Source organism: Tardiphaga sp. 619_E2_N8_4, from assembly GCF_051810905.1.
Lineage (GTDB): Bacteria > Pseudomonadota > Alphaproteobacteria > Rhizobiales > Xanthobacteraceae > Tardiphaga > Tardiphaga robiniae.
On record NZ_JBPWQJ010000001.1, the window covers coordinates 1960972 to 1982554 of the forward strand.

A 21583-nucleotide genomic window follows, 5' to 3' on the forward strand; every position below is an offset into this window, starting at 1 on the left:
CGGCGCTGCCGCGCCATTCCCTCACGCCGGTTTTGACCTTATACGGGCTCTTGTCTGGCTGACCGTGCCGGGCGATGTTCTGGAGCCTACCTCTCGATGCTGCCGGCCTATGTGATCCATGCCAAGTCGTTGCCCGAGCGCACGGAGCATATCCAGCGCGAGCTCGACCGTGCGGGCATCAAGTTCGAGTGGGTGCTGGATTTCGATGCCGACGAGATCACCTCCGATGTCGATCGGGCTTATTTCGCCGAAGGCGCCGACCTCACGCTGCGGCAAAAATCCTGCGCGCTGAAACATGTGGTCGCCATGCAGCGCATCCGCGAGCGCGGCCAGGATCTGGCGCTGATCTTCGAGGATGACGCATTGCTGGTGCCGGATTTCTGCGACCAGTTGAAGCGCGTGCTCGATGAAGCCGAAAAGTGGCCGCGGCCGCGCATTCTGCATCTTGGCGCCGCGACCAATTTTTACACCCCGGCGTCGGAGTTGCGCCCGGGGCAGATCGTCTATCCCGGCAATCGCGTGCGCAATATGGAAGCCTATGTGCTGGGCGCGCCCGAGGCTTCGGCACGACTTGACTGGATCGCGCGGCATCCGATGCATGAGCCTATCGACATCGCCTTTAACACCGGCGATCCCGCCATGGGCATCCCGTTCCTGTGGCCGGAACCGCCGCTGGCCGAACAAGGCTCGCTCAACGGCGTGTTCAAGAGCTCACTCGATCGCAAGGGGCATGCGCAATTGCAGTTGCGCATACAGTTTGCCGTGCAGAAGTTCAGGCGGCGTTATTTGAAGCGGTGGCTGAAGCTGAAGTAGTTGGCGGCTTCCGGTCGGTCATTCCGGATGGAGCATTGCGCACCAACGCGCCGAGCAATCCCACTGCCAGACAGTACAGCATCCCCTGCGTCACCGCCGAGATGTGGCTGTTGAATAAAGAGCCAATCACGTTCTGCAACACGACCGCCTGGCCGAGGATGCTTGCATAATCGCGCGCGAGAAAAAGCCGTGCATGCGCGATCCACATGGCCCACAGCAGCAGCCCGCCGATCAGGCCGACCTGCAGCATGGTATGAAGCGTTTGATTGTGCGGATCGGGCGTGGCCTGGCCATAGGGCGACGGCTTCGTCGCCTCCATGCTCTGATACAGCGGCTTGATGCTCCCCGTGCCGTGACCGGCGATGGGCGAGGCCTTCACGAAGCCGACTGCCTTGCTCCAGAAATCCAGCCGCGATGCAGTCGAGATTGTTTCGCCGCCTGCGGTCTGGCCGCTATTGGCGTTGATGTCCGAGTTGATCTCTGCGATCCGGCGCTGGGCTTGTGGCGAGGTCAGCAGTGCGATGCCGATTACGATCATGGCTGCGACCGCGACCATGGCAGAGCGCCGCCAGCCGCCGGCATGGACGACGAATAGACCGAGCAATGCGGCGGCCATGATTGCGCCGGTCTTCGACACATAGATCAGGAAAATGTCGGCAAAGAACAGAAGCGCGAGCACGATCATCGCAATGGCGCGGCGGGTGTCCTGGACCCAGATGCGCATCGCGCCGATCGCCAGAGCGAAGGCACAAAGTGCGAAGCAGCCGGATTGAACCGCGTTGTCCTTGAAGGGCACGCCGGGCGCCTTGAACCAGCCCCACGGTCCCGTGGGCCACAGGAACGCAGCCCATGACAGGGCGAGAAGACAAATACAGGCGGCAAGAAAGCCATAAGCGATTTGTAACGCTTGTTTCGGCGTAAATGCCGTTGCCATCACCAATGGAATCAACAGCAGCTTGGCGTAGGCACCAACCCATCTGATCGCGCCGCTGAGCGGCTGCATCGACCAGAGCACGCCGACCAGGATCAGCGCGAACAGCGCGACCGGCAGATAGCCCGCCGGCCTCCGCAACGTGGCGATGAAACGATCGCGGTCGAGTGTCAGCAGCGCGAGCACTGCAAAGATCGACACCGCGATAGCCTGACCGCTGGTTGAGAACGGCAGCGAGAAGCCGGTGGCAATGGCAGCGATCTGCCGGGCATCCGCAAGTTTGCGCGGCAGATCGTTGTTCGTCATATGCCCAGGAGTTTCCGTGCGTTGTTCTTCAGGACCTTCGGACGCACCTCGTCGCGAATGTCGAGCTTGGCGAAGTCGGCCATCCAGCGATCCGGCATGATCACCGGCCAGTCGGAGCCGAACAGCATCTTATCCTGCAGGATCGAATTGATGTAGCGCACCAGGATCGGCGGGAAGTATTTCGGCGACCAGCCGGACAGGTCGATATACACGTTGGGCTTGTGGGTAGCGACCGACAGCGCCTCTTCCTGCCAGGGGAAGGAGGGATGTGCCAGAATGATCTTCAGGTCCGGAAAATCCACCGCAACGTCGTCCATATACATCGGGTTGGAATATTTCAGCCGCATTCCCATGCCGCCGGGCATGCCGGAGCCGACGCCTGTCTGGCCGGTGTGGAACAGCGCGATAGCGCCGCCTTCCTGGATCGCCTCATAGAGCGGATAGGCCATGCGGTCATTGGCGTAGAAGCCCTGCATGGTCGGGTGGAACTTGAAACCCTTCACACCGTATTCGGAGATCAGCTTGCGCGCCTCGCGCACGCCGAGCTTACCCTTGTGCGGATCGATCGACGCGAACGGGATCAGCACGTCGGCGTTCTCTTTGGCGATCTCCAGCATCTCGTAGTTGTTGTAGCGGCGGAAGCCGGTCTCGCGCTCGGCGTCGACCGGGAAGATCACCGCGGCAATCTTCTTGTCGCGGTAATAGGCGGCTGTTTCCTGCACTGTCGGCGGATGCTTATGCGGCGACTTGAAATACTCGGCCATGCGGGCCTGGAAATCATCATAGCCGTCGTCGGCGTGGCAGCCGCATGGCTCTTCCGCATGTGTGTGGATGTCGATGGCGACAAGGTCGTCCGGATTGAGCAATTTCATGTCCCGCGTCTCCCGCACTTTCATCATTATCGTTGGCGGTTGCTCTAGCAAACCGGCCTGCTGAATGAAAGGCGCGGAACGCTGCCGACCTAGCCGGTGGAGAAGGACTGTGTCCGGATATCCTGCGCGGTGCGGCGGAGCGGGATCAGGTATTTCTTCTTTGCCATCGCCTCGTCCATTGTGCCCGAGATGGCATTTATGCTGATCGCCGCGACGACCCGGCCGCCGTGGTCGCGGACGGGGACGGCGATACCGCAGATCGCTGGATCGAGTTCGCCATCGACCCAGCCATAGCCTTCGGCCTCGACGCGTTCGAGCTCGCGTTCCAGCAGCACGGGATCGGTGATGGTGCGTGGGGTGATATGCTTGAATTCGGTGGTGGCGAGATAGTGCGCGCGCTGGTCCGGCGGCAGGGCCGCCAGCAGGACGCGCCCGAGCGACACCACGTGGGCGGGCAGGCGGCTGCCGACGGCGAGATTGGCCGAGAGAATGCGCTGCGCCGGCAATCGAAGCGCATAGACGATCTCGGTCTCGTCCAGCACGGCCAGCGAGCAGGATTCGCCGATTTCGTTGCGCAGGTCTTCCAAAGCGCGTTGCGCATAGCCCCAGTAAGGCAGTGCATTGAGGTAGGAAAGGCCAAGCCCCAGCGCCCGTGGGCGTAGGCTGAAATAGCGGCCATCGGCTTCGCAATATTTCATCACGATCAGCGTCGCCAGCATCCGGCGCGCCGTCGCGCGGCTGAGGCCCGCGATCGCGGCGACTTCCGAGAGCGTGTGCCGGCCCGGTGGGCGACCCAGCGCTTCGACGGCCGCAAAACCACGGGCGATCGCCCGAACGAAACCGTCACTGTCTTTGGCCATGCACCATCCTACCGGTTCGGACTTGTCAGTCCCGGGAAACCGCGCCTATAGTTGTTCGTAGGGCGGCCATAAAGTTCGCCTGGTGAACGTTAGTGGAGAAGGCGCTATGGCGCAAGCGGAAGTTTTTGAAACCGATTTCTGGAAGGACGCGAACCTGCGCAAGGTCTGGGACGAGATCGTCCCGGGCGAGCCACGCAAGACGCTGCCTTATGTCCTGACGAGGGAGGCGATCCAGCTTTATTGCCGCTCGGTCGGCGAGAACCACCCATTGTATTTCGACGAGGCTTACGCGAAGGCGTCGCCCTATGGCGGTCTGATCGCGCCGCCATCGATCCACATCCTGTTGATGTTCTCCTGCACGCCGGCCGACGACTGGATGCGCACACCTGGCACCGTCAATGCCGGCCAGTCCTGGAGCTACAACATCCCGGCACGGCCCGGAGACACCATCACCCTGCAGGCCCGCGCGCTCGACAAGTTCATCAAGCGCGAGCGACTGTTCGTGGTCCACGACAACGTGTTCTTCAACCAGCGCGGCGACGTCATCTGTTCTGGCCGCGGCCAGACCATCCGCCCGATGTGAGCGTGGCAAGGAGATCAACCATGACAACCAGCTTTGACAAACTCTCCACCGGCGACACCATCGACGGTCCGAGCTTCGCAGTGTCGCTCGAGTCGATTCGGCTCTTCTGCGATGGATCGCTCGACTACAATCCGCTGCATCTCGACGACAACTACATGAAGAACTCGTTCGGCAAGACCAATTTCGGCGGCATCATCATGCATGGCATGAATAATTTCGGGCTGATCACCCGGATGCTGACCGACTGGGCCTATCCTGCGGGTGCAATCCATCGCCGTCTCGAAACGCGCTGGGTCAAGCCGGTGAAGCCCGGCGACACCATCCAGTCGGTTGGCATCATCAAGGCCAAGCAGACCACCGAGAAGTCGCGCTGGGTGCTGATCGACGTGCTGGTGAAGAACCAGAACGACGAGAAGGTCGCTGTTGGCGAGGCGATGGTTGAATTTCCGCTGACAGCCTAGTGGCTCAATGCAACTGCGTGCGGCATAGTCCGCACGCCGGACAAGAACAGGCAAGGGATCGAAATGAAGAAGCTCACGAGGCTCGCCCTGTCGTGTCTGGCGATGACTTTTGTCATGTTGTCGGGCGCGCTGGCGCAGAATTTTCCAGTCAGTCAGATCAAGATCATCGTGCCGTTTCCAGCGGGGGGCACGACGGACATCCTCGCGCGGTTCGTCGCGCAATATCTCGGCGAGAAGCTCGGCGTCGCCACCATCGTCGAGAACCGGCCCGGCGCATCGGGCACGATCGGTTCGGAAGTTGTCGTGAAGTCGCCCGCCGATGGCAGCGTGTTGTTGGTCACGGCCACGCATCACGTGATCAATCCGAGTCTGCGCAAGAGTTTGCCTTACGAGACACAGAAGGACTTCTCGCCGATCGCCCTGATCGCGACGGCGCCAAATGCGCTTGTTGTGACCAGGGACTTTCCGGCGAAGTCGGTCGCCGAGTTGATCGATCTGGCGAAGAAGCAGCCCGGCAAGCTGTCCTTCGGATCGGCCGGCGTCGGCGGCGCCAATCATCTGTCGGGCGAATTGTTTAAGCAGATGGCTGGAATCAATATCGAGCACATCCCTTACAAGGGGGCCGCGCCGGCGATGAACGACCTGATCGGCGGCCATATTCCGATCATGTTCGATACGTTGCCGACCGTTTTGCCTGCTGCCGAGGCGGGCAACATCCGCGTGCTCGCGGTCACCAGCCTGACCCGAGCGGCCTCGCTCCCCAACGCCCCGACCCTCGATGAGGCCGGCGTAAAGGGGTTCGAGGCCACCGCCTGGTTCGGCATGTACATGCCACAGGCCAATGGCAGCCCGGCCTATACGAAGCTGGTGGCGGCCATGAAGGAGATCCTGTCGGCACCCGCGACCCGCGAGAAATTCGCCACCCAGGGCGTCGAGCCGGGCAAGCTGACGGGAGCCGAATTCACGGCTTTCGTCGATTCGGAGATCAAGAAGTGGGGCGCAGTGGTGAAAGCCGCGAATGTTCCGCAAGAGTGATCCGCACGGGTTTGAGGGTCCGGTGGCTGTTCCCGGACCCTCACGCCACCAAAATACCTGCAAATATCGATCCGATGGTCGTCAGATGCCCGGATCGGATTGACAGTCCGGCGCCCGATGGCTTAGAAACCGCGGGTCCCGGGCGACTTGGTCGCCAGCGGGTTCAAGCTCATTTTCGCTGATTTCGGCCTGCTGCGCACGGCCTTTGACGTCAGTATCGCAAGCTATCAGGATTGACCGATGAAAGTCCGTAACTCGTTGAAATCGCTGCGTGGTCGTCACCGCGACAACCGCCTGGTCCGCCGCAAGGGCCGCGTCTATGTGATCAACAAGACCCAGCGCCGTTTCAAGGCTCGCCAGGGTTGAGTTGCTGATCGGTTGGCATTTTGCCGGCCGGCCTCACGACATCACAGGTGTTTGACGCGCTGCTGCTTTGCAGCGCGTTTTTTCGTGTCTAGACTTACCGCATGGCATTGAGAATCCCGGCCGCAGGTTTTGGAATTCTGCTGAGCGCATTTCTGGGCGCAGCACCCGTCTACGCGCAGGTCAAAGATCCGCAGATCGTGACCCCGGATGCGCCGAAGAAAATTCCCGAGCCACCCGCCAAACTGCCGAAGGTCAACGCCGACAAGACGCGCGGCCTCGATTTCCTGTTTGGTGCGCTGAAAGCGGCGCCGGACGAAGCCAGTGCCAAACACGTCGAAGGCCGGATCTGGGCCCTGTGGTCGCAGACCACGAGCGACACGACCGCGCTGTTGATGACCCGCGCCAAGACGGCACTGGACGCCAAGCAGGTCGATCTGTCGCTGCAGTTGTTGAGCGCGGTGGTGAAGTTGCGCCCCGATTACGTCGAGGGCTGGAATCGGCGTGCGACGCTGTATTACCTGCAGAACGATTACACCCGGTCGCTGCAGGATATTGAGCAGGTTCTGATACGCGAACCCCGGCATTTCGGTGCTCTGGCAGGGCTCGGCATGATCATGCAGGAGCTGGGCGACGACAAGCGTGCGCTTGATGCGTTCCGCAAGGCGCTTGCGGTCAATCCGCATCTCGAAAAGGTGCCGGAGCTGGTCAAGACCCTGACCGAAAAGGTCGAAGGCCGCGATATCTGAAATTCCTTGAAAGTTGGGGCGTTTACGGACATCGCGGGAACATCACCCTGCTTTGATGCATCCCTGCTGCCCGCGATGGAAAAACAAGACATCGTCGCCGGGGAATCAAACTTCTGACACAGGAAACAGGCGAAAAGGGCGTTTTCCGAGCCACAGGAAGGGACACCTTTTGGCGCCGAAGTCATTTCCGCTATTTGCTTTGCTATGTGTGTTGATGGCCGCACCGATGGCTGCTGTGACCAGCCCTGCGCTGGCGCAGAAAGCTGATGCGCCGCCGGCGCCTGCAGCTTCGACGCTGTCCCCCGATCAGGCCAAGGCTGCGCTCGACACATTGCAGGACGACGTCAAGCGCAAGGAGATGATCGATACGCTGCGCGCGATCGCCGCGGCGACACCGGCATCGCCGGAGAAGAAGCCTGCCATTCCGCTCGACGCCGACAGTCTTGGCGCGCAATTGCTGGTGACGATTTCCGATCAGCTCGGCGATATTACGCGCGAGGTCTCGACAGCCGTGCAATCGGTCACGCGCTTTCCGGCGCTATGGTACTGGCTACAGCGCAGCGCGAACGATCCCGCCACCTATCATCTCCTGTTCGACATCGCCTGGAAGCTTGTTGTCGTATTCGGCGGTGCGCTGGCGGCGGAATGGCTCATGGTCTGGCTGCTGCGGAGGCCGCAGGCCGCGCTCGAGGCGCGCATTCCTTTCGTCGCCCGTGCGCCGTCCTCGCTCATCGAACGTGCCGATCCACCGTCGTCCACGGCCGACTTCACCGAGGCGCCTGATCTCAACAAACGGCGACGCAGCCTGACCCGGGCGTGGCAATCGCTGCTGCGGCTTCCCTATGTGGTCGGGCGTCTTCTCCTCGAATTGTTTCCGATTTTCGTCTTTACCGGCACAGTATCGCTGCTGCTCGGCACCCAGATCGGCGATGCCGGGATCACGCGCCTCGCGATCCTTGCGATCGTAAACAGCTATGTGGTGGCGCGCGCCATCATCTGTGCGATGCGCGCACTGTTCGGGCCGCTCGCGCTGTTCAGGGTGAAGGAGGAGACCGCAGCCTATCTCGAAATCTGGACGCGTCGCATCGTCGGCGTCGGCGCCACCGGCATCGCAATCGCCAATGTTGCCCTGATGATGGGCCTCTATCGCTCGGCGCATTTCGCGCTGATCAAGCTCGTGATGCTGGTCGTGCATCTGTTTGTCGTCGTCATCGTCCTGCAGTGCCGGAAGCCCGTTGCCGATGCACTCCGCGCGCCGATCGGTGCTACGGGCTTCTTGAGCGCGATGCGCAATCGCCTCGCCAGTCTCTGGCATGTGCTGGCGATCGTCGTCGTGATGGCGGCTTGGACCATCTGGGCGCTCAATATCCAGAACGGTTATTCATTGCTGCTGCGATACATCGTCGGCACGGTCATTGTCGCGCTGGTGGCCCGGCTCGTCTCGATGATTGCGCTGAGCCTCATTGATCGCGGTTTCCGCATCAAACCGGAAATCTTGCAGCGCTTTCCGGGTCTTGAGACGCGTGCCAATCGTTATCTGCCACTGTTGCGCAAGGTCGTCGCAACGATCATCGCGGTGATCGGCCTCGTTGCCTTGCTGGAAGTGTGGGGCGTCAATGCCATTGTCTGGTTCTATGGCGGCCAGATCGGCAGTCGGGTCGTCTCGGCTGTCATCACCGTCGGCATCGCTGCCATTGTCGCTGCGGTTGTGTGGGAAGGTAGCAATGCGCTGATGGAGCGTCAGCTCGCGGCGCTGACGCGCGATGCTCATTTCGCCCGCGCGGCCCGTCTGCGCACGTTCCAGCCGATGCTGCGTACGACATTGCTCGGCGTAATCATCGCGGTGGTTGCGCTCACCGCGCTGAGCGAGATCGGTGTCAATGTTGCGCCGCTGCTCGCTGGTGCCGGCATCCTCGGTATCGCTATCGGCTTCGGTTCGCAGAAGCTGGTGCAGGACGTGATTACCGGCCTGTTTCTGCTGCTGGAAAGCACCGTGCAGGTTGGTGACAACGTTACGGTGTCGGGCCTGTCGGGTGTCGTGGAGAACGTCTCGATCCGTACCATTCGACTGCGTGCCGGCGATGGTTCGGTTCACATCATTCCCTTCAGCGCGGTGACCACCATCACCAATGCCAGCCGCGGTGCAGGCAACGCGGCCGTCAGCGTCAGCGTCGCTTACAAGGAAGATACCGACCGCGCCGGCCAGTTGCTGAAGGACATCGTCGAGCAGATGCGCAATGAGGCAGCTTTCAAGCCGCTGATCCGCAGCGATCTCGAATTGTGGGGCGTCGATAAGGTCGATGGTTCGATGGCGACGATCGTCGGGCAGATCCGGTGTACCGATTCCGGCCGCTGGGCGGTGCAGCGCGAATTCAATCGCCGCATGAAAATCCGCTTCCAGGAAGAAGGTATCGAGATCGCGTCACCCGGACAGACCGTCCTGATGCAGTTGCCGCCGCCGACCACTGAAGCTGCAGAGGACAATGACGCAGATAACCAGCAGAGCAAGTCAGCGCAGCGCCGCGCGGGCTAGTGATTGTCGCGACTTTTCGAGGATGCGGCAGCTCCGGATTAGCCAAAGTTGCGGCTACGTGGGGCGCAATGGCAGCCATATTCGCCATCCCGCCACGGCCTCTCTGGCAGATGGACGAACCGGAAGACAAGGACAATCCAGAATAGGTGCGTCTGTCGATCTAGTGCAGGACGTTATTGCCGGGCCGGATAGCACCGAACTGGGGTGAAGCGGCATAGAGTTGCTGCAATTCCGCTTCCAGTTGCTCGTTGACCATCAGCAAAGCCTTGAGCGCGCCGCGCAAGTCGCCATTGCAGGTAGAAATGATTTCGTCGATCACAGCATCGGTTGGGCGGGCCGTCATGGAACTATCTCCAGTTCAGATCATGGCGTCAGTCCGCCGCCTGATCGTGGCGATAACCGGGCGGGAACGAATGCGTTCCTGTGGATAGCGTGGACAGTTCTTGCTGGCCATTCGTCGCGGCCACCGTGGCAAAGCCGCCAAACGCCCCCCATATCCACAACATTACTTCCCTCCACGGGCCTTTCCTCGGTGAGAAAATTTGTGATTGTCCTGCTCGCGCTTCTCGTCGTTCCCATTGTTGTGTCGGCAGCGAGATATTGGATGGGTGATCGCTCGGTAGATTGGCAGAGCGCGGATCGTTCAAGCGCCGGCCTGTTGCCACCGCCCGCCACGCATCCCGAGGCACTTGTGCGCGTCTTCGCGGCGCGGACCGTGCGCTGGCGCGGTATCTTTGCGGTCCATAGCTGGATCGTGTTCAAGGAACAGGGCGCGTCGCGTTATACTCGCTACGATTATACGGCGTGGGGCGAGCCGATCCGCCTGAATGGATTTGCCGCAGACGGCCGCTGGTTCGGCGACGTGCCGACCGCTATCGCCTCCGCCGACGGCGATGCCGCCACCGCCATGATCCCGAAAATCCAGGCGGCCATCGCGAGTTACTCCTGGCGCTCTTATGGCGACTATCGGGCTTGGCCGGGGCCGAACTCCAACACCTTCGTCGCGGCAGTTTTGGCCGCCGTGCCCGAATTGCAGGTGGCATTGCCGCCCACCGCCATCGGGAAGGATTTCCCCTATGCCGGCAATGCCTTTGGCTGGACACCTTCCGGCACCGGCGTGCGCGCCACATTGGGCGGCTATCTCGGTGTTACCGCAGGCTGGGTCGAAGGGGTCGAGCTCAATCTGCTGGGTGCCGTATTCGGCCTCGACATCCGCCGGCCCGCGATCAAACTGCCGGGCATTGGTCGTCTTGGCGTCAGTGCGTAAATGACGCGCGGCGCGAAACCCTCAGGGTACCGTCGCGTAGCTGAACCGTGCACAAAATTCCTCGGATATCGGCGATGATATCGGTCACTGTGGTGGCCGTGCTATGCGTGCTGGCCGTGGCCACGCAGGTCGGCGTGCTGGTATTCGAGCGTAAATATCGGCCAACGGGTGAGCTTGTCGACGTCACGGGTGGCCGTCTGCATGTGGTGCAGATCGGACCACGCGACGCATCAGGCCCGCCGATTGTCCTCATCCACGGTGCCACGTCGAGCATGGAGACCATGCGGCTGCCGCTCGGCAATATGCTGGCAGAAAAACACCGCGTTATCCTGATCGACCGTCCCGGCTTTGGCTGGAGCACGCGTGACGATTTGTCGAACTCTTCTCCGGCGATGCAGGCGAGGATGATCGATGAAGCGCTTGAAAAACTCGGCGTCGATCAGGCGATCGTTGTGGTGCATTCGCTTGCCGGCGCACTCGGCGCGCTGATGGCGCTGGACTATCCGCAGCGTTTCGCAGGACTGGTCATGCTGGCGGGTGTCACTCATCCCTGGCCCGGTGGCGTTGGCATCTATAACGAGGTCGTCACCACTCCGGCCATAGGCAAGCTGCTGGCCTATACGATCACGCTGCCGCTCGGCTATTTCTTGACGGACATGGCCGGACGCGCAGTGTTTGCGCCGCAGCCGATGCCGGAAGGCTATATCGCGCAGACCGCGACGCAACTTGTACTGCGGCCGCGCAACTTCCTTGCCAATGCCTGGGATCTAGTAACGTTGAAATCTGCCGTCATGGCGCAGGCATCGCGCTATGCCGATATCAAAGCTCCGACCGTCGTGATCGCAGGCTCTGCCGACACCATCGTATCGCCGGAGATTCATTCGCGTCATTTCGCGAAAACCGTGCCGGGCGCCAAACTAATCGTGCTGCCGAACGTTGGTCATATGGTGCAAAACGCTGCGCCTGATCTTATCGTGGGGGAGATCGAGGGCATGATCTCGGCCGCTGACACAAAACCGAAGGCCGCCTTGCGCTAACCTCCCGTTCGATCGACTTCAAACCAAATTGAGGAGAATTGCATGACCACGACTTTCGGTTCGGCCAAATGGCAAGGTGGCATCAAGGACGGCAAGGGATCGATTTCCACCAAGAGCGGCGCGCTCGCCGACTATCCCTACGGTTTCGCCAGCCGCTTCGAAGGCAAGCCGGGCTCCAATCCTGAAGAGCTGATCGGCGCCGCCCATGCCGCCTGCTTCACAATGGCGCTGTCTCTGATCCTCGGCGAAGCCGGTTTCAAGGCTGACAATATGGAGACGAAGGCCGACGTGACGCTGGAGAAGCAGGGTGACGGCTTCGCGATTACCAAAGTGCACCTCACGCTCTCGGCCTCTATTCCCGGCGCCGACAAGGCGAAGTTCGACGAACTCACCGCCATGGCGAAGGCCGGCTGCCCGGTGTCGAAGGTGCTGAACGCAGAAATCACGCTCGACGCGACACTGGTGTAGTTCTCAGGGTCTTGGCACCTGCCGCGCACTCCCTCGCCCCGCTCTTGCGGGGAGAGGGGCTCTTCGATCCGTGAGTGAAGTGCGTATGGTGGGCTTTGTGCGATGCCCCTCACCCGCCGCGAGACGTGGCGACCTCTCCCCGCAAAGCGCGGGGAGAGGTTAAGCAAGTGAACTACATATCCGCGTCGTTTGGCCCGACATAAGCGATGCGGACCATGTTGGTCGCACCTGGTGTGCCGAGCGGTACGCCAGCCACGATGATAATGCGTTGGCCGGCTTTGGCGAAGCCGTCACGGAAGGCGATGCGTCCGGCGCGATCGACCATGTCGTCGAGGTCCTTCGCGTCCTCCGCCACCACACAGTGTACGCCCCACACGACCGACAGCTTGCGACCGGCGGCGAGGTTCGGTGTGATCGCGACCACCGGCGGCTTCGGCCGTTCACGAGCGACGCGGACGGCGGTGGATCCTGAGCTGGTCCAGCAAATGATCGCAGACAGATCCAGCGTTTCGGCGATCTGTCGTGCGGCGTCCGCAATGGCGTCACCGGCGGTAGGCTCGGGCTCGGGGCGCTGGGCCATCAGTACGGTGCGATAGGTCGGATCGCGCTCCACTTCCTCGCCGATGCGGTTCATCGTCGAGACGGCTTCGACCGGGAATTTGCCAGCGGCGGATTCGGCCGACAGCATGACGGCGTCCGCGCCTTCATAGATGGCCGTTGCCACGTCGGAGACTTCGGCGCGCGTCGGCACCGGGCTCTGGATCATCGACTCCAGCATCTGCGTAGCGACCACAACCGGTTTGCCGGCGCGGCGCGCCATGCGCGTCATGCGCTTTTGTAGACTTGGTACCCGTTCCAGCGGCAGTTCGACGCCGAGATCGCCGCGCGCCACCATCAGCGCGTCGGACGCTTCCAGAATGGAATCGAGACGGTCGATCGCTTGCGGCTTCTCGATCTTCGACATGATGGATGCGCGGCCGCGCACCAGCCGCTTGGCTTCATGCACGTCCTCGGCGCGCTGCACGAAGGACAGGGCTATCCAGTCGATGCCGGTCTCGAGTGCGGCTTCCAGATCCAGGCGGTCCTTCGGCGTCATTGCCGACACCGGCAGGTCTGTATCGGGCAGGCTGACGCCCTTGCGGTCGGAGATGCGCCCGCCGACCACCACGCGCGTCACCGCGCGGTCGTTCGATGTCTCCTCGGCAATCAGCCGCAGCTTGCCGTCGTCGATCAGCAGCGCATGGCCCGGGCGAAGTGCAGCGAGAATTTCCGGATGTGGCAGGTGCACGCGGGTGGCGTCGCCGGGGGCAGGATCGGAATCCAGCACGAAGCTCTCGCCATTCTTGAGCTGCACGCCGCCTTCGGCAAAGGCGCCGACGCGCAGCTTCGGGCCCTGCAGATCGACCAGAATGCCGATGGGGCGGCCGTAGCTGCTCTCGACATTGCGGATGGTCTTCACCAGCTCGCGCATCTTGTCATGCGGCGTGTGGCTCATATTGATGCGGAATACGTCGGCACCAGCCTCGAACAGCTTGCGGATCATCGCGCTGTCCGAGGAGGCAGGCCCGAGCGTGGCCAGAATCTTGATGCGGCGTTGACGTCTCATTGTTTGCCTCCCGGCGGTACTGATGGCGGCAGGGTCGTTGACCCGCCCGGGGGCGCGCCACCTGGCGTGTTAGGCAGACCGGGGAAGCCCGCGCCGGGTGCGCCCGGAGGCGGTCCGGTTGGCCCCGGAATGCCCGGCAGCTTCGGCGGTTGTTCGTTGGTTTCGGTCAGTTGCACCGTCCAGGCACGCTGTTCGCCGGTATCGACCTCGAAGAAGCCGGTCCGGTCAAAGCCGCGTGCGAGGCAGTTTTCGGTGCCCTTGATGGTGAATTCCTTGTCGCGGGAGCACATGAAGGCCTGACCCGACCACTCACCACCCCGGTCGTAATCGAGTGCGTAGATATAATAATACCGCGCAACCAGGGTTCCGCGCAGCAAGGTTTCGCAGGCTCGCGATGAGACATTCCACCAGCCCTCGGTGGTCCAGCCTTCGGCATCCTTGTAGCCCAGCGCGATCCCGACCCGGCTCGAGGTGTTGTTGCACAGCCGGAAATCAGCCGCCGCGGGGCTCGTCCACAGGCACGACAGGGCCAGCGCCAGCACCGGCAACAGGCCGGCGAGGGGGACGCGTCGAAAGGGGCGGGAATGGGAATCTTTTGCGGTCATGCGGCGAAGCTATCTCAATTCGTTGACGATTTCGCTTGACCCGGCGGGCCTGTCAACGGTCGCGGAACCAATTCTGTCCCGCCAGGCGGTTTGCGTTGTGATATGGCAAAATCTGTGACAGCGCCCATGTTACATGAAGACGACAGGCCGGTATCGGGTGCAACAGCGAGACCATTCATGGCGATTGACGACAAGATCCAGACCGAACTCGAGGCCGCCGCCTTTCGCCGGCTGGTTGACCATTTGCGCGGTCGCACCGATGTGCAGAATATCGACCTGATGAATCTGGCCGGCTTCTGTCGGAACTGCCTGTCAAACTGGCTGAAGGACGCTGCCGACGCCAAGGGCGTGGCGATGACCAAGGATGAGAGCCGCGAAGCGATTTACGGCATGCCTTACGAGACCTGGAAATCGCTGCATCAGGCCGAGGCCAAACCCGAACAAATTGAGGCCATGAAGAAAGTGCACAGCGGGCACTGACGATTTCTGGTCTTTTTGAGGCATGAAATCAAAGCTGTGGGGGCGCTGTGGATGACCGCGAAGGCGCCTTGACGCAAGGCGCCGTGGTCTTGAGTGTCATTTCCTTAAGATTAATGCGCGCATAACGCTGCGCACTAAACCCACCCCATATCCGCTTAAAGCAACATCAGTTCACCAGGAGTTTTCGATGGCCACCTCTGCTGCGTCCGTGCTGGACGATCAGGCGACACATTCTTTCGCCAAGGATCAGCTCAAGGCTATCGTCGAGCGTATCGAGCGCCTTGAAGAAGAAAAGAAGACGATCTCCGACGACATCAAGGACGTCTATGGCGAAGCCAAGGGCAACGGCTACGACGTGAAGGCGCTGCGCACCATCATCCGCATGCGCAAGCAGGACGCCAACGAGCGTGCCGAGCAGGAGACGATCCTCGAGACCTATCTGCAGGCCTTGGGAATGCTGTAAGGCGCTTAGCGCGCCAATACTCAGCCAAACACTCAGGTGTCATACGCGGGCAAAAGCGCGAAGCGCGTCTTCGCGCTAAACGACCCGCGTATCCATCTAGCCACAAAAATAGCGATGGATGGCCGGGTCAAGCCCGGCCATGACACCATTGTAGTCTGAGAAATTCGCGCGCTTAACGCAGCGACGCCGTGCGCATCACAAATGCTGTCGTCGCAAGCGAGGCCGTTGCCGAGCCGGTGAAGCGGTCGCAGACCAGACCGAGCTGCGGATCATCCGAGAAAGTCATCGCCACCACCGCCTGCGGCTTGACGAAGTGCGCGCGCAGGATGGTCATGTCGCCGTCGCCCATCACTGAGGCTGACATCGACGTGGTGGCGCTCGGCGCGAGGATCATTGCGCGCATCCAGACATGGTTGTCGGGAATGACTGCTGCGGTCAGGCGGGTCGCTACGGTGACGGTGCTGTTCTGGCCTTGAGCGCCCTTCGCGACGACGGTCGTGATGTTATTCACCGCCATCGGGTTCTTGGCCACGGAGGCCGGACGCATGCTACGTGGGATCGGCGCGCTCGCGGCAACGACATTGGCGCGATCGACCGGGGAGTTAGCCGGCGGCGCATAGGCCATCGCCTTGGCGAAGCTGGACTCGGTGGCGGCCGGCTGCGGATCGACCACATTGGCCAAGGCCTGCCGTGCGGTGATCGCGGCGACCTGCTGCGGCGTGGCCTGTTTCGGCGCCGGCATATCATCCCAGAAGCCGCGGGCATTGATAATATCGGCCGGCGTCTGCGGCCGGTTGTCGGTCTTGGCTGCGGGCGCCGGAATCGGTGCCTTCGGGCGCGGTACCGGAACGGTCTCGGTGTCGGCCGATGCGAGCTGATAGGTTGCTGCTGCGGCCGGCTTGGAGCGCGGCATCGGAATGGGGTCCGAAGACTTCGCCTCAGCCAACTTCGTTTCGGCCTGCTTCGTATCGACCGGTTTCGCAGGCATCGCGGCGGCCATCATGCCCACAGGCGACGGCTTGGCGGGTGCGATCGCGGCTGCTGCGCTCTCGTCTTCGTCGTCATTCGACTTGCCACCACGGAACAGCGAGGCGAACAGGCCCGGCTTGCTCTTGGCAAAAGCTGCACTGTCGCCATCGCCGCGCTTCTCGATCTCAGCCATCGCCAGCTGATAGCCAGCCAATGGACGGCCGTCGGTGGGGAGATGCACGGTGCGGCCGTCGGGGAAGACGCGCGCCAGCTGGTCATGCGTCATGCGCGGCCAGTGACGGATGCTGCCGGTGTCGAGATGTACGAAAGGCGAGCCGGAAGTCGGATAGAAGCCGACGCCGCCGCGCTGCAGGCGCAGGCCGGCGAAGCGGATCTTTTCCAGCGCCACGCCGGGAATGAAGAAGTCCATCGCATGGCCGAGCATATGCTGGCTGGCGCGAGCGACGCCGGACGAGCGGCGGCGGAGCATGGCGTTGGTGGCGGGGGAGCGATAGGCGGAGATAATCTGGATCGGCGCCTTGGCGTCGACGTCGCGGTAGACCTCCCAGAGGATGTCGAACAGGCGACGATCCATGTTGGTCTGGTCCTGGCTGCGCCAGTCGCGCAAGAAATAGTTGATCTTCTTCATCCCGTCGTCGTCATAGCGGCCGTTGCGCTTGAACGTGACGGTGAGGTCTTCGCCTGAATGGGTGTGGTGGAACGAGAGGGTGCGGGTTTCGTCGAGAGCGGTGGCGTTATGGACGGAGCTGGCGCCTGCCATCAGCAGAACTGACGCGAGGCCGGCATGAAAGCCAGCGCGCGATGTTCGCAATCTCGTTTTGCGTGCGAAACCGCTCAGCACGTATGAACCCACCCAAGTCGACAACTCTCTCGCTACCCCATGCGGCGACAGAGAGTGAACGTACTCTTAAAACGGGAGGGTTAACCGAGATTTACAACCCATCCCCCCAAGCGGGCTTTTCAGCCAGCCATTAAACTTAACCCATTGAGTATGGCGAAAAATAGCCCGCTGCCGGGTTCCAGATGGACGATGGTTAATCTGGATAAAGAGCGAAACGTAAAAAGGGCTCCACCGGAAGGTGAAGCCCTTGATAAGTCTTTCGAATTTTGAGGACTGGCGTCGCGCTTAGCGGGTCACCGTCCGGCGTGGTTTCTGACCGGGCGCAACTGGCTGTGGTGCCGGGGCACCGCCGCCAAACAGGCGCTCGAAGAAGGACAGGCCGCCGTTGCTGGCCATGCGCGAGCCGTTGTCGTTGAAGGCCACGCCCTGCGGAATATCCGCGCGCGGGCGCGAATAGCTCGGCTGGGCCCGGGCAACGACCTGTTCCAGATCCTTGTTCTTGCCGCCGCGGAGCAACTGCATCATCTGCGCGTCGCGTCCGTAGATATCCTTGCGCAGCTGCAGCTTGCCAGCGTCATCGACGAAGGCGGTCTGGTACGTGATGTTCACCGGGATCGGCGTCGGGAATTTCAGATCGATCTCGCTGCGGCCATACATGCCGCGAACCTTCTCCGGCGTGTAGTGCTCGTTCGGCATCGTGATGTTCAGCAGCGTCGCGGCGTATTGATCCGGATTCTGCACGCGCATGCAGCCGTGGCTGAAGGCGCGCTCGTCGCGACCGAATAGGTTCTTGTCCGGTGTATCGTGCTGATAGACGAGGAACTTGTTCGGGAAGTTGAAGCGGATGCGGCCCAGCGCGTTGGCTTCACCGGGGGGCTGCGCAATGTGGATGCTGCCGTCGGAATTGCGCGTCAGCTTCAGGCCCATGCGGTCAAGCACCGTCGGGTCCTGCTGCAGAGCGGGCAGGTATTCGTTGTAGATGATGGACGGCGGCACGTTCCAGGTCGGGTTGACCGTGATGTACTTCATCGTTTCGGTCATCAGCGGCGTAGCGTGATTGCCCGGCTTGCCGACGACGACGCGTGTGGTCCAGACCTGCGCGCCGTTCTGCATCACTTTCAGCGTATAGTCCGGGATGTTCAGCATCACATAGGCATTGCCGACTGCGGACGCGCCGAGCTGGCGTGGCAGCCAGCGCCAACGCTCCATGTTGACCAGCACCGTATCGATGTGGCGGTCGCGCTTCGGCGAGTTCATCGCGCGCACGGTGGCCTCGTCCAGCACGCCGGTGGCCTTCAGATCGTTGCTTGCCTGATACTTGCGAACGGCTTCGGCGACGGCAGCGTCGTATTTGGTCTCGGCCGGAGTCTCGACATTGAGGCGCGCGCGCAGCAACGGCACGCGCGGGTCGTCCATCACGGTCGGGTTCGGATTTTTCTTCGTGGCCTTGGCGAAACGCAGAGCCGGGCCCTCGCCGATCGGCTGTACTGGCGTTGCGGTTTCGCCGCGCAGTTCAGCGAGCTTCTTCTTCAGCTCCTGATAGCCCTTGTGCGGCGGGTTGTAGGCGTCGAGGGCTGCCGAAGCGTTCTTCGCGGTCGAGATATTGGCGAGCACTTCCGCCGGATCTGTCGGATGCTCCGGATACATGATGTCGCCAGTCACCTGCGACCAGTGCATGCGGCCGCTCTGTGCCTGGCGGGCATAGTCGAGCATGCTGGCGGTGAGCTTCAGCTCCGCCTCGGCGAGCGCATCGGGCGTATTCGCCGCGGTGAAATCCGGCACCGGATAGTCGGCGGCGTCGAGGCCGTCAGAAGCGGCGTCCTTGAGGCGCGCAATGACGCCCTTGGCGGCAGGGGTCGTTGCGCCGCCCTGGGTCCAGATCGGTGCGAAGTCACGTGCGGTGTAGAACTTCTCGACCGCGGCGCGCTCGCCCTTACGGTCGAAATAGCGCGTGGACTTGGCGCCGAACATATCGCGCAGTTTCTCGGCGACCGGCTGATCGCTGGACGCAACGGTGGTCGCGGGCTTGGCGATGTCCTTGGCGACATCCTTCGGCGGTTCGGCTGCGGGCGCAGGAGGTGCCACAGCAGTCGCGGCCGGCGGTGTCGCAGCGGCGGGCGCGGTTACAGCCTCGCTCGGCTTCACATCCGCAGGCGCTTGCGCGGCCTCGGTTGCCTTTGGCGTATCGGTCGAGGTCGAGCCGATGGTTTTCTCGGACGTCCGGGTCGCGTCCGGCACGGACGCGGTGGTCTCGGCCTTTGGTGCATCGGCCTTGAAGTCGGCAGCGGTCGGCGGGGCAACATTGGCGGGTTCGGGGCGCGGCACCGCCGCATCGATGGCGAGTTCGGAGACACTGTCGCGGGGCGCTGCGCTCTGGGCAGCAGCTGCGGCGCCAGCGGAAACCGTCAGGAATGTCGCGGCCACGGCCATCAGCACGCGGTCGAATCCCGAGCGGCCCTTGGAATAGTCTCGCATTCTCGCACCTCGTTAGGTGAGCTGTTCCGGCATGGAACAGTTCTAGTCTGACATCATCAGCTTCGGTTGAAGCAGTCGCGCTGTTTTGCCTGCTCGCTCCGATTCAGAGCGCTTCCTGTGCAGACGATACACGCGCCCGGCACAAGCGCTAGCGCTTGTCGGACAAGTCACAACAAACTGACCTCAACCTCCCCGGTTTGCAACGCATACCGAGGTTTCACCGATGCTTTTGACTTTGTGTGTCACCAGACCGCAACGGTTCAAGTTCCATAACGATCGCAACAACATGTTCAATCGCGTGGGAGGCGAGAAGTTCAGTTCGACGGTGCGGAATCCGCAATCGATGAATCTTTCTCGGCTGCCTCATCGAGCTTGCGGTAGAGCGTCGACCGGCCGATTTTGAGGCGCCGTGCGACTTCCGACATCTGGCCGCGATAGTGCGCAATGGCAAAGCGGATGATCTCGGATTCGAGCTCTTCCAGTGCCCTTACCTCGTTCTCGGCTGTCAGCATGGACAGGCTTCCAGCGGCGAGCGATATCGGGGCTGCGTCGATGCCCGGTACCATGGTCGGCGCCATCGTGTGGAAGACGGGGTCTACAATCAGCGGCGCGACTGCCGATGCCATGATCGATGGAGCGTACGCGGTCGTTTGCGGGAAGTCCGCCAGTCCGAGTTGATCGCCTTCGCTCATCACCACGGCGCGGTAGACGGCATTTTCCAGCTGCCGGATATTGCCCGGCCAGTCGAGCTGCGTGAGCATCGTCATGGCGTCGCCGGCGATGCTGGTAATCGGCCTGTTCTCCTCGGCGCAGAAACGCGCCAGGAAATGCCGCAGCAGATACGGAATGTCCTCGCGGCGCGCCCGGAGCGGCGGCACCGTGAGCGGCAGCACATGCAGGCGATAGAACAGGTCTTCGCGGAATTGCCCGGCTTTGACGAGATCGAGCAGCTTGCGGTTGGTGGCCGAAATGATGCGGACGTCGACCTTGACCGGCTTGCGCCCGCCCACGGCCTCGACCGAACCTTCCTGAAGCGCGCGCAGCAGCTTCACTTGTGCCGATAGCGGCAGCTCGCCGACTTCGTCGAGAAACAACGTGCCGCCGTGAGCCTCGACAAACTTGCCGAGATGCCGGTCGGTGGCGCCGGTAAAGGCGCCCTTCTCGTGGCCGAACAGGATCGACTCCACGAGGTTGTCGGGAATGGCGCCGCAATTCACGGCCACGAACGGCTTGCTGCTGCGTTCGCCTGAGCCGTGGATGGCGCGCGCGATCAATTCCTTGCCGACGCCGGACTCGCCTTCGATCAGCACGGGGATCGTAGATGTCGCCGCCTTGCGTGCAGTGCGCAGCACGGCGTCCATGCCGGCATTGCGGGTGACGATGTCGGCAAAAGTGAGCTTGCCTTCGCGGCTGTGCCTGATGCGCTGCAATTCGCCTTTCAGTGCGCTGGTATTGAGCGCATTGCGCAGGCTCACCTGCAGACGTTCGACGCCGACAGGTTTGACGACGAAATCATGCGCGCCGGCGCGCATGGCGGACACAACATTCTCGATACCGCCATGGGCGGTCTGGACGATGACCGGGATGCTGATGCCGCTATCGCGGATCTTGTCGAGCACGCCCATGCCGTCGAGGCCGGGCATCATCAGGTCGAGGACCAGAGCATCTATGGCGGCCGCTTCGGGATCAATCAGCCGGGCCATGGCAGCGTCGCCGCTATCGACCGTGATGGCCTCATAGCCGCAGCGCTGCACCATGTTCTCGAGGAGGCGGCGCTGGACGGCGTCGTCATCTGCGATGAGGATTCGTTCGGCCATGGCAACTCCAGAGCGGGTATGTCCCGAT

General features: G+C 62.1%; 21 protein-coding genes. 12 read left to right on the top strand and 9 right to left on the bottom strand.

Annotated features, from left to right (window positions below; genetic code table 11):
- Nucleotides 1-96 precede the first annotated feature (96 nt).
- On the top strand, nt 97-813 hold the full coding sequence (locus AB8A23_RS09305; RefSeq protein WP_089265863.1) for a glycosyltransferase family 25 protein: 717 nt from the start codon (nt 97-99) through the stop codon (nt 811-813).
- Here the strand turns inward: AB8A23_RS09305 and AB8A23_RS09310 are convergent.
- The 3 genes from AB8A23_RS09310 to AB8A23_RS09320 form a co-directional block, all read right to left on the bottom strand.
- Nucleotides 773-2050 (bottom strand): O-antigen ligase family protein, encoded by a 1278-nt coding sequence (locus tag AB8A23_RS09310; RefSeq protein ID WP_439059865.1) that lies wholly within the window; start codon nt 2048-2050, stop codon nt 773-775. The two genes, AB8A23_RS09305 and AB8A23_RS09310, sit on opposite strands and share 41 nt — an antisense overlap.
- Nucleotides 2047-2922 (bottom strand): amidohydrolase family protein, encoded by an 876-nt coding sequence (locus AB8A23_RS09315; RefSeq protein ID WP_184512024.1) that lies wholly within the window; start codon nt 2920-2922, stop codon nt 2047-2049. The genes AB8A23_RS09310 and AB8A23_RS09315 overlap by 4 nt, the downstream gene beginning before the upstream one ends.
- Nucleotides 2923-3011: 89 nt before the next feature.
- On the bottom strand, nt 3012-3782 hold the full coding sequence (locus tag AB8A23_RS09320) for an IclR family transcriptional regulator domain-containing protein (RefSeq protein WP_439059864.1): 771 nt from the start codon (nt 3780-3782) through the stop codon (nt 3012-3014).
- A gap of 106 nt (nt 3783-3888) precedes the next feature.
- On the opposite strand from AB8A23_RS09320, the gene AB8A23_RS09325 reads away from it, so the two are divergent.
- The 6 genes from AB8A23_RS09325 to AB8A23_RS09350 all read left to right on the top strand — a co-directional run bounded on the left by AB8A23_RS09325 (nt 3889) and on the right by AB8A23_RS09350 (nt 9506).
- The gene (locus tag AB8A23_RS09325) at nt 3889-4365 is read left to right on the top strand and encodes a MaoC family dehydratase (protein ID WP_093757153.1); all 477 of its coding nucleotides are present in this window, start codon (nt 3889-3891) and stop codon (nt 4363-4365) included.
- Nucleotides 4366-4385: 20 nt separating this feature from the next.
- Entirely contained in the window at nt 4386-4826 is a 441-nt protein-coding gene (locus AB8A23_RS09330) for a MaoC family dehydratase (protein WP_439059863.1), read from the top strand.
- Nucleotides 4827-4889: 63 nt separating this feature from the next.
- Complete coding sequence (locus AB8A23_RS09335; protein WP_120287145.1) at nt 4890-5861, top strand: tripartite tricarboxylate transporter substrate binding protein; 972 nt, start codon at nt 4890-4892, stop codon at nt 5859-5861.
- Nucleotides 5862-6101: 240 nt separating this feature from the next.
- Nucleotides 6102-6227, top strand: a complete 126-nt coding sequence (ykgO, locus tag AB8A23_RS09340; protein WP_055038661.1) for a type B 50S ribosomal protein L36 — start codon at nt 6102-6104, stop codon at nt 6225-6227.
- A 101-nt stretch (nt 6228-6328) separates the two neighbouring features.
- The gene (locus AB8A23_RS09345) at nt 6329-6973 is read left to right on the top strand and encodes a tetratricopeptide repeat protein (RefSeq protein ID WP_089265870.1); all 645 of its coding nucleotides are present in this window, start codon (nt 6329-6331) and stop codon (nt 6971-6973) included.
- A 226-nt stretch (nt 6974-7199) separates the two neighbouring features.
- On the top strand, nt 7200-9506 hold the full coding sequence (locus AB8A23_RS09350) for a mechanosensitive ion channel domain-containing protein (protein ID WP_439059862.1): 2307 nt from the start codon (nt 7200-7202) through the stop codon (nt 9504-9506).
- Nucleotides 9507-9666: 160 nt separating this feature from the next.
- Here AB8A23_RS09350 and AB8A23_RS09355 read toward each other — a convergent pair whose 3' ends face one another.
- Nucleotides 9667-9849 carry a hypothetical protein gene (locus tag AB8A23_RS09355; RefSeq protein WP_068728843.1) on the bottom strand — a complete coding sequence of 61 codons (183 nt, stop codon included), beginning with the start codon at nt 9847-9849 and terminating at the stop codon, nt 9667-9669.
- 261 nt (nt 9850-10110) lie between these two features.
- Between AB8A23_RS09355 and AB8A23_RS09360 the strand changes: the two genes are divergently transcribed.
- From AB8A23_RS09360 to AB8A23_RS09370, 3 genes are all read left to right on the top strand, one after another.
- Entirely contained in the window at nt 10111-10773 is a 663-nt protein-coding gene (locus AB8A23_RS09360) for a DUF3750 domain-containing protein (protein WP_120288006.1), read from the top strand.
- A 74-nt stretch (nt 10774-10847) separates the two neighbouring features.
- Nucleotides 10848-11810, top strand: coding sequence for an alpha/beta fold hydrolase (locus AB8A23_RS09365; RefSeq protein WP_120287143.1), 963 nt, complete (start codon nt 10848-10850; stop codon nt 11808-11810).
- A 42-nt stretch (nt 11811-11852) separates the two neighbouring features.
- The gene (locus AB8A23_RS09370; RefSeq protein WP_120287142.1) at nt 11853-12278 is read left to right on the top strand and encodes an OsmC family protein; all 426 of its coding nucleotides are present in this window, start codon (nt 11853-11855) and stop codon (nt 12276-12278) included.
- A gap of 172 nt (nt 12279-12450) precedes the next feature.
- Here the strand turns inward: AB8A23_RS09370 and pyk are convergent, their stop codons facing one another.
- Both pyk and AB8A23_RS09380 read right to left on the bottom strand, forming a co-directional pair.
- Nucleotides 12451-13884 carry a pyruvate kinase gene (gene pyk / locus AB8A23_RS09375; protein WP_068728836.1) on the bottom strand — a complete coding sequence of 478 codons (1434 nt, stop codon included), beginning with the start codon at nt 13882-13884 and terminating at the stop codon, nt 12451-12453.
- The gene (locus AB8A23_RS09380; protein ID WP_120287141.1) at nt 13881-14489 is read right to left on the bottom strand and encodes a DUF1036 domain-containing protein; all 609 of its coding nucleotides are present in this window, start codon (nt 14487-14489) and stop codon (nt 13881-13883) included. The genes pyk and AB8A23_RS09380 overlap by 4 nt, the downstream gene beginning before the upstream one ends.
- Nucleotides 14490-14666: 177 nt before the next feature.
- Here AB8A23_RS09380 and AB8A23_RS09385 point away from each other — a divergent pair, with 177 nt between their 5' ends.
- Nucleotides 14667-14969 carry a DUF1244 domain-containing protein gene (locus AB8A23_RS09385; RefSeq protein WP_089265876.1) on the top strand — a complete coding sequence of 101 codons (303 nt, stop codon included), beginning with the start codon at nt 14667-14669 and terminating at the stop codon, nt 14967-14969.
- A 187-nt stretch (nt 14970-15156) separates the two neighbouring features.
- A complete protein-coding gene (locus AB8A23_RS09390) occupies nt 15157-15432 on the top strand; it encodes a DUF2312 domain-containing protein (protein WP_068728829.1) in 276 nt (91 codons plus the stop codon).
- Between the two features lie 172 nt (nt 15433-15604).
- Here the strand turns inward: AB8A23_RS09390 and AB8A23_RS09395 are convergent, their stop codons facing one another.
- From AB8A23_RS09395 to AB8A23_RS09405, 3 genes are all read right to left on the bottom strand, one after another.
- Entirely contained in the window at nt 15605-17263 is a 1659-nt protein-coding gene (locus AB8A23_RS09395) for a DUF882 domain-containing protein (RefSeq protein ID WP_439059861.1), read from the bottom strand.
- Between the two features lie 285 nt (nt 17264-17548).
- On the bottom strand, nt 17549-19738 hold the full coding sequence (locus tag AB8A23_RS09400; RefSeq protein WP_439059860.1) for a L,D-transpeptidase family protein: 2190 nt from the start codon (nt 19736-19738) through the stop codon (nt 17549-17551).
- Nucleotides 19739-20052: 314 nt separating this feature from the next.
- Complete coding sequence (locus AB8A23_RS09405; protein ID WP_439059859.1) at nt 20053-21555, bottom strand: sigma-54-dependent transcriptional regulator; 1503 nt, start codon at nt 21553-21555, stop codon at nt 20053-20055.
- Between the last annotated feature and the right edge of the window lie 28 nt (nt 21556-21583).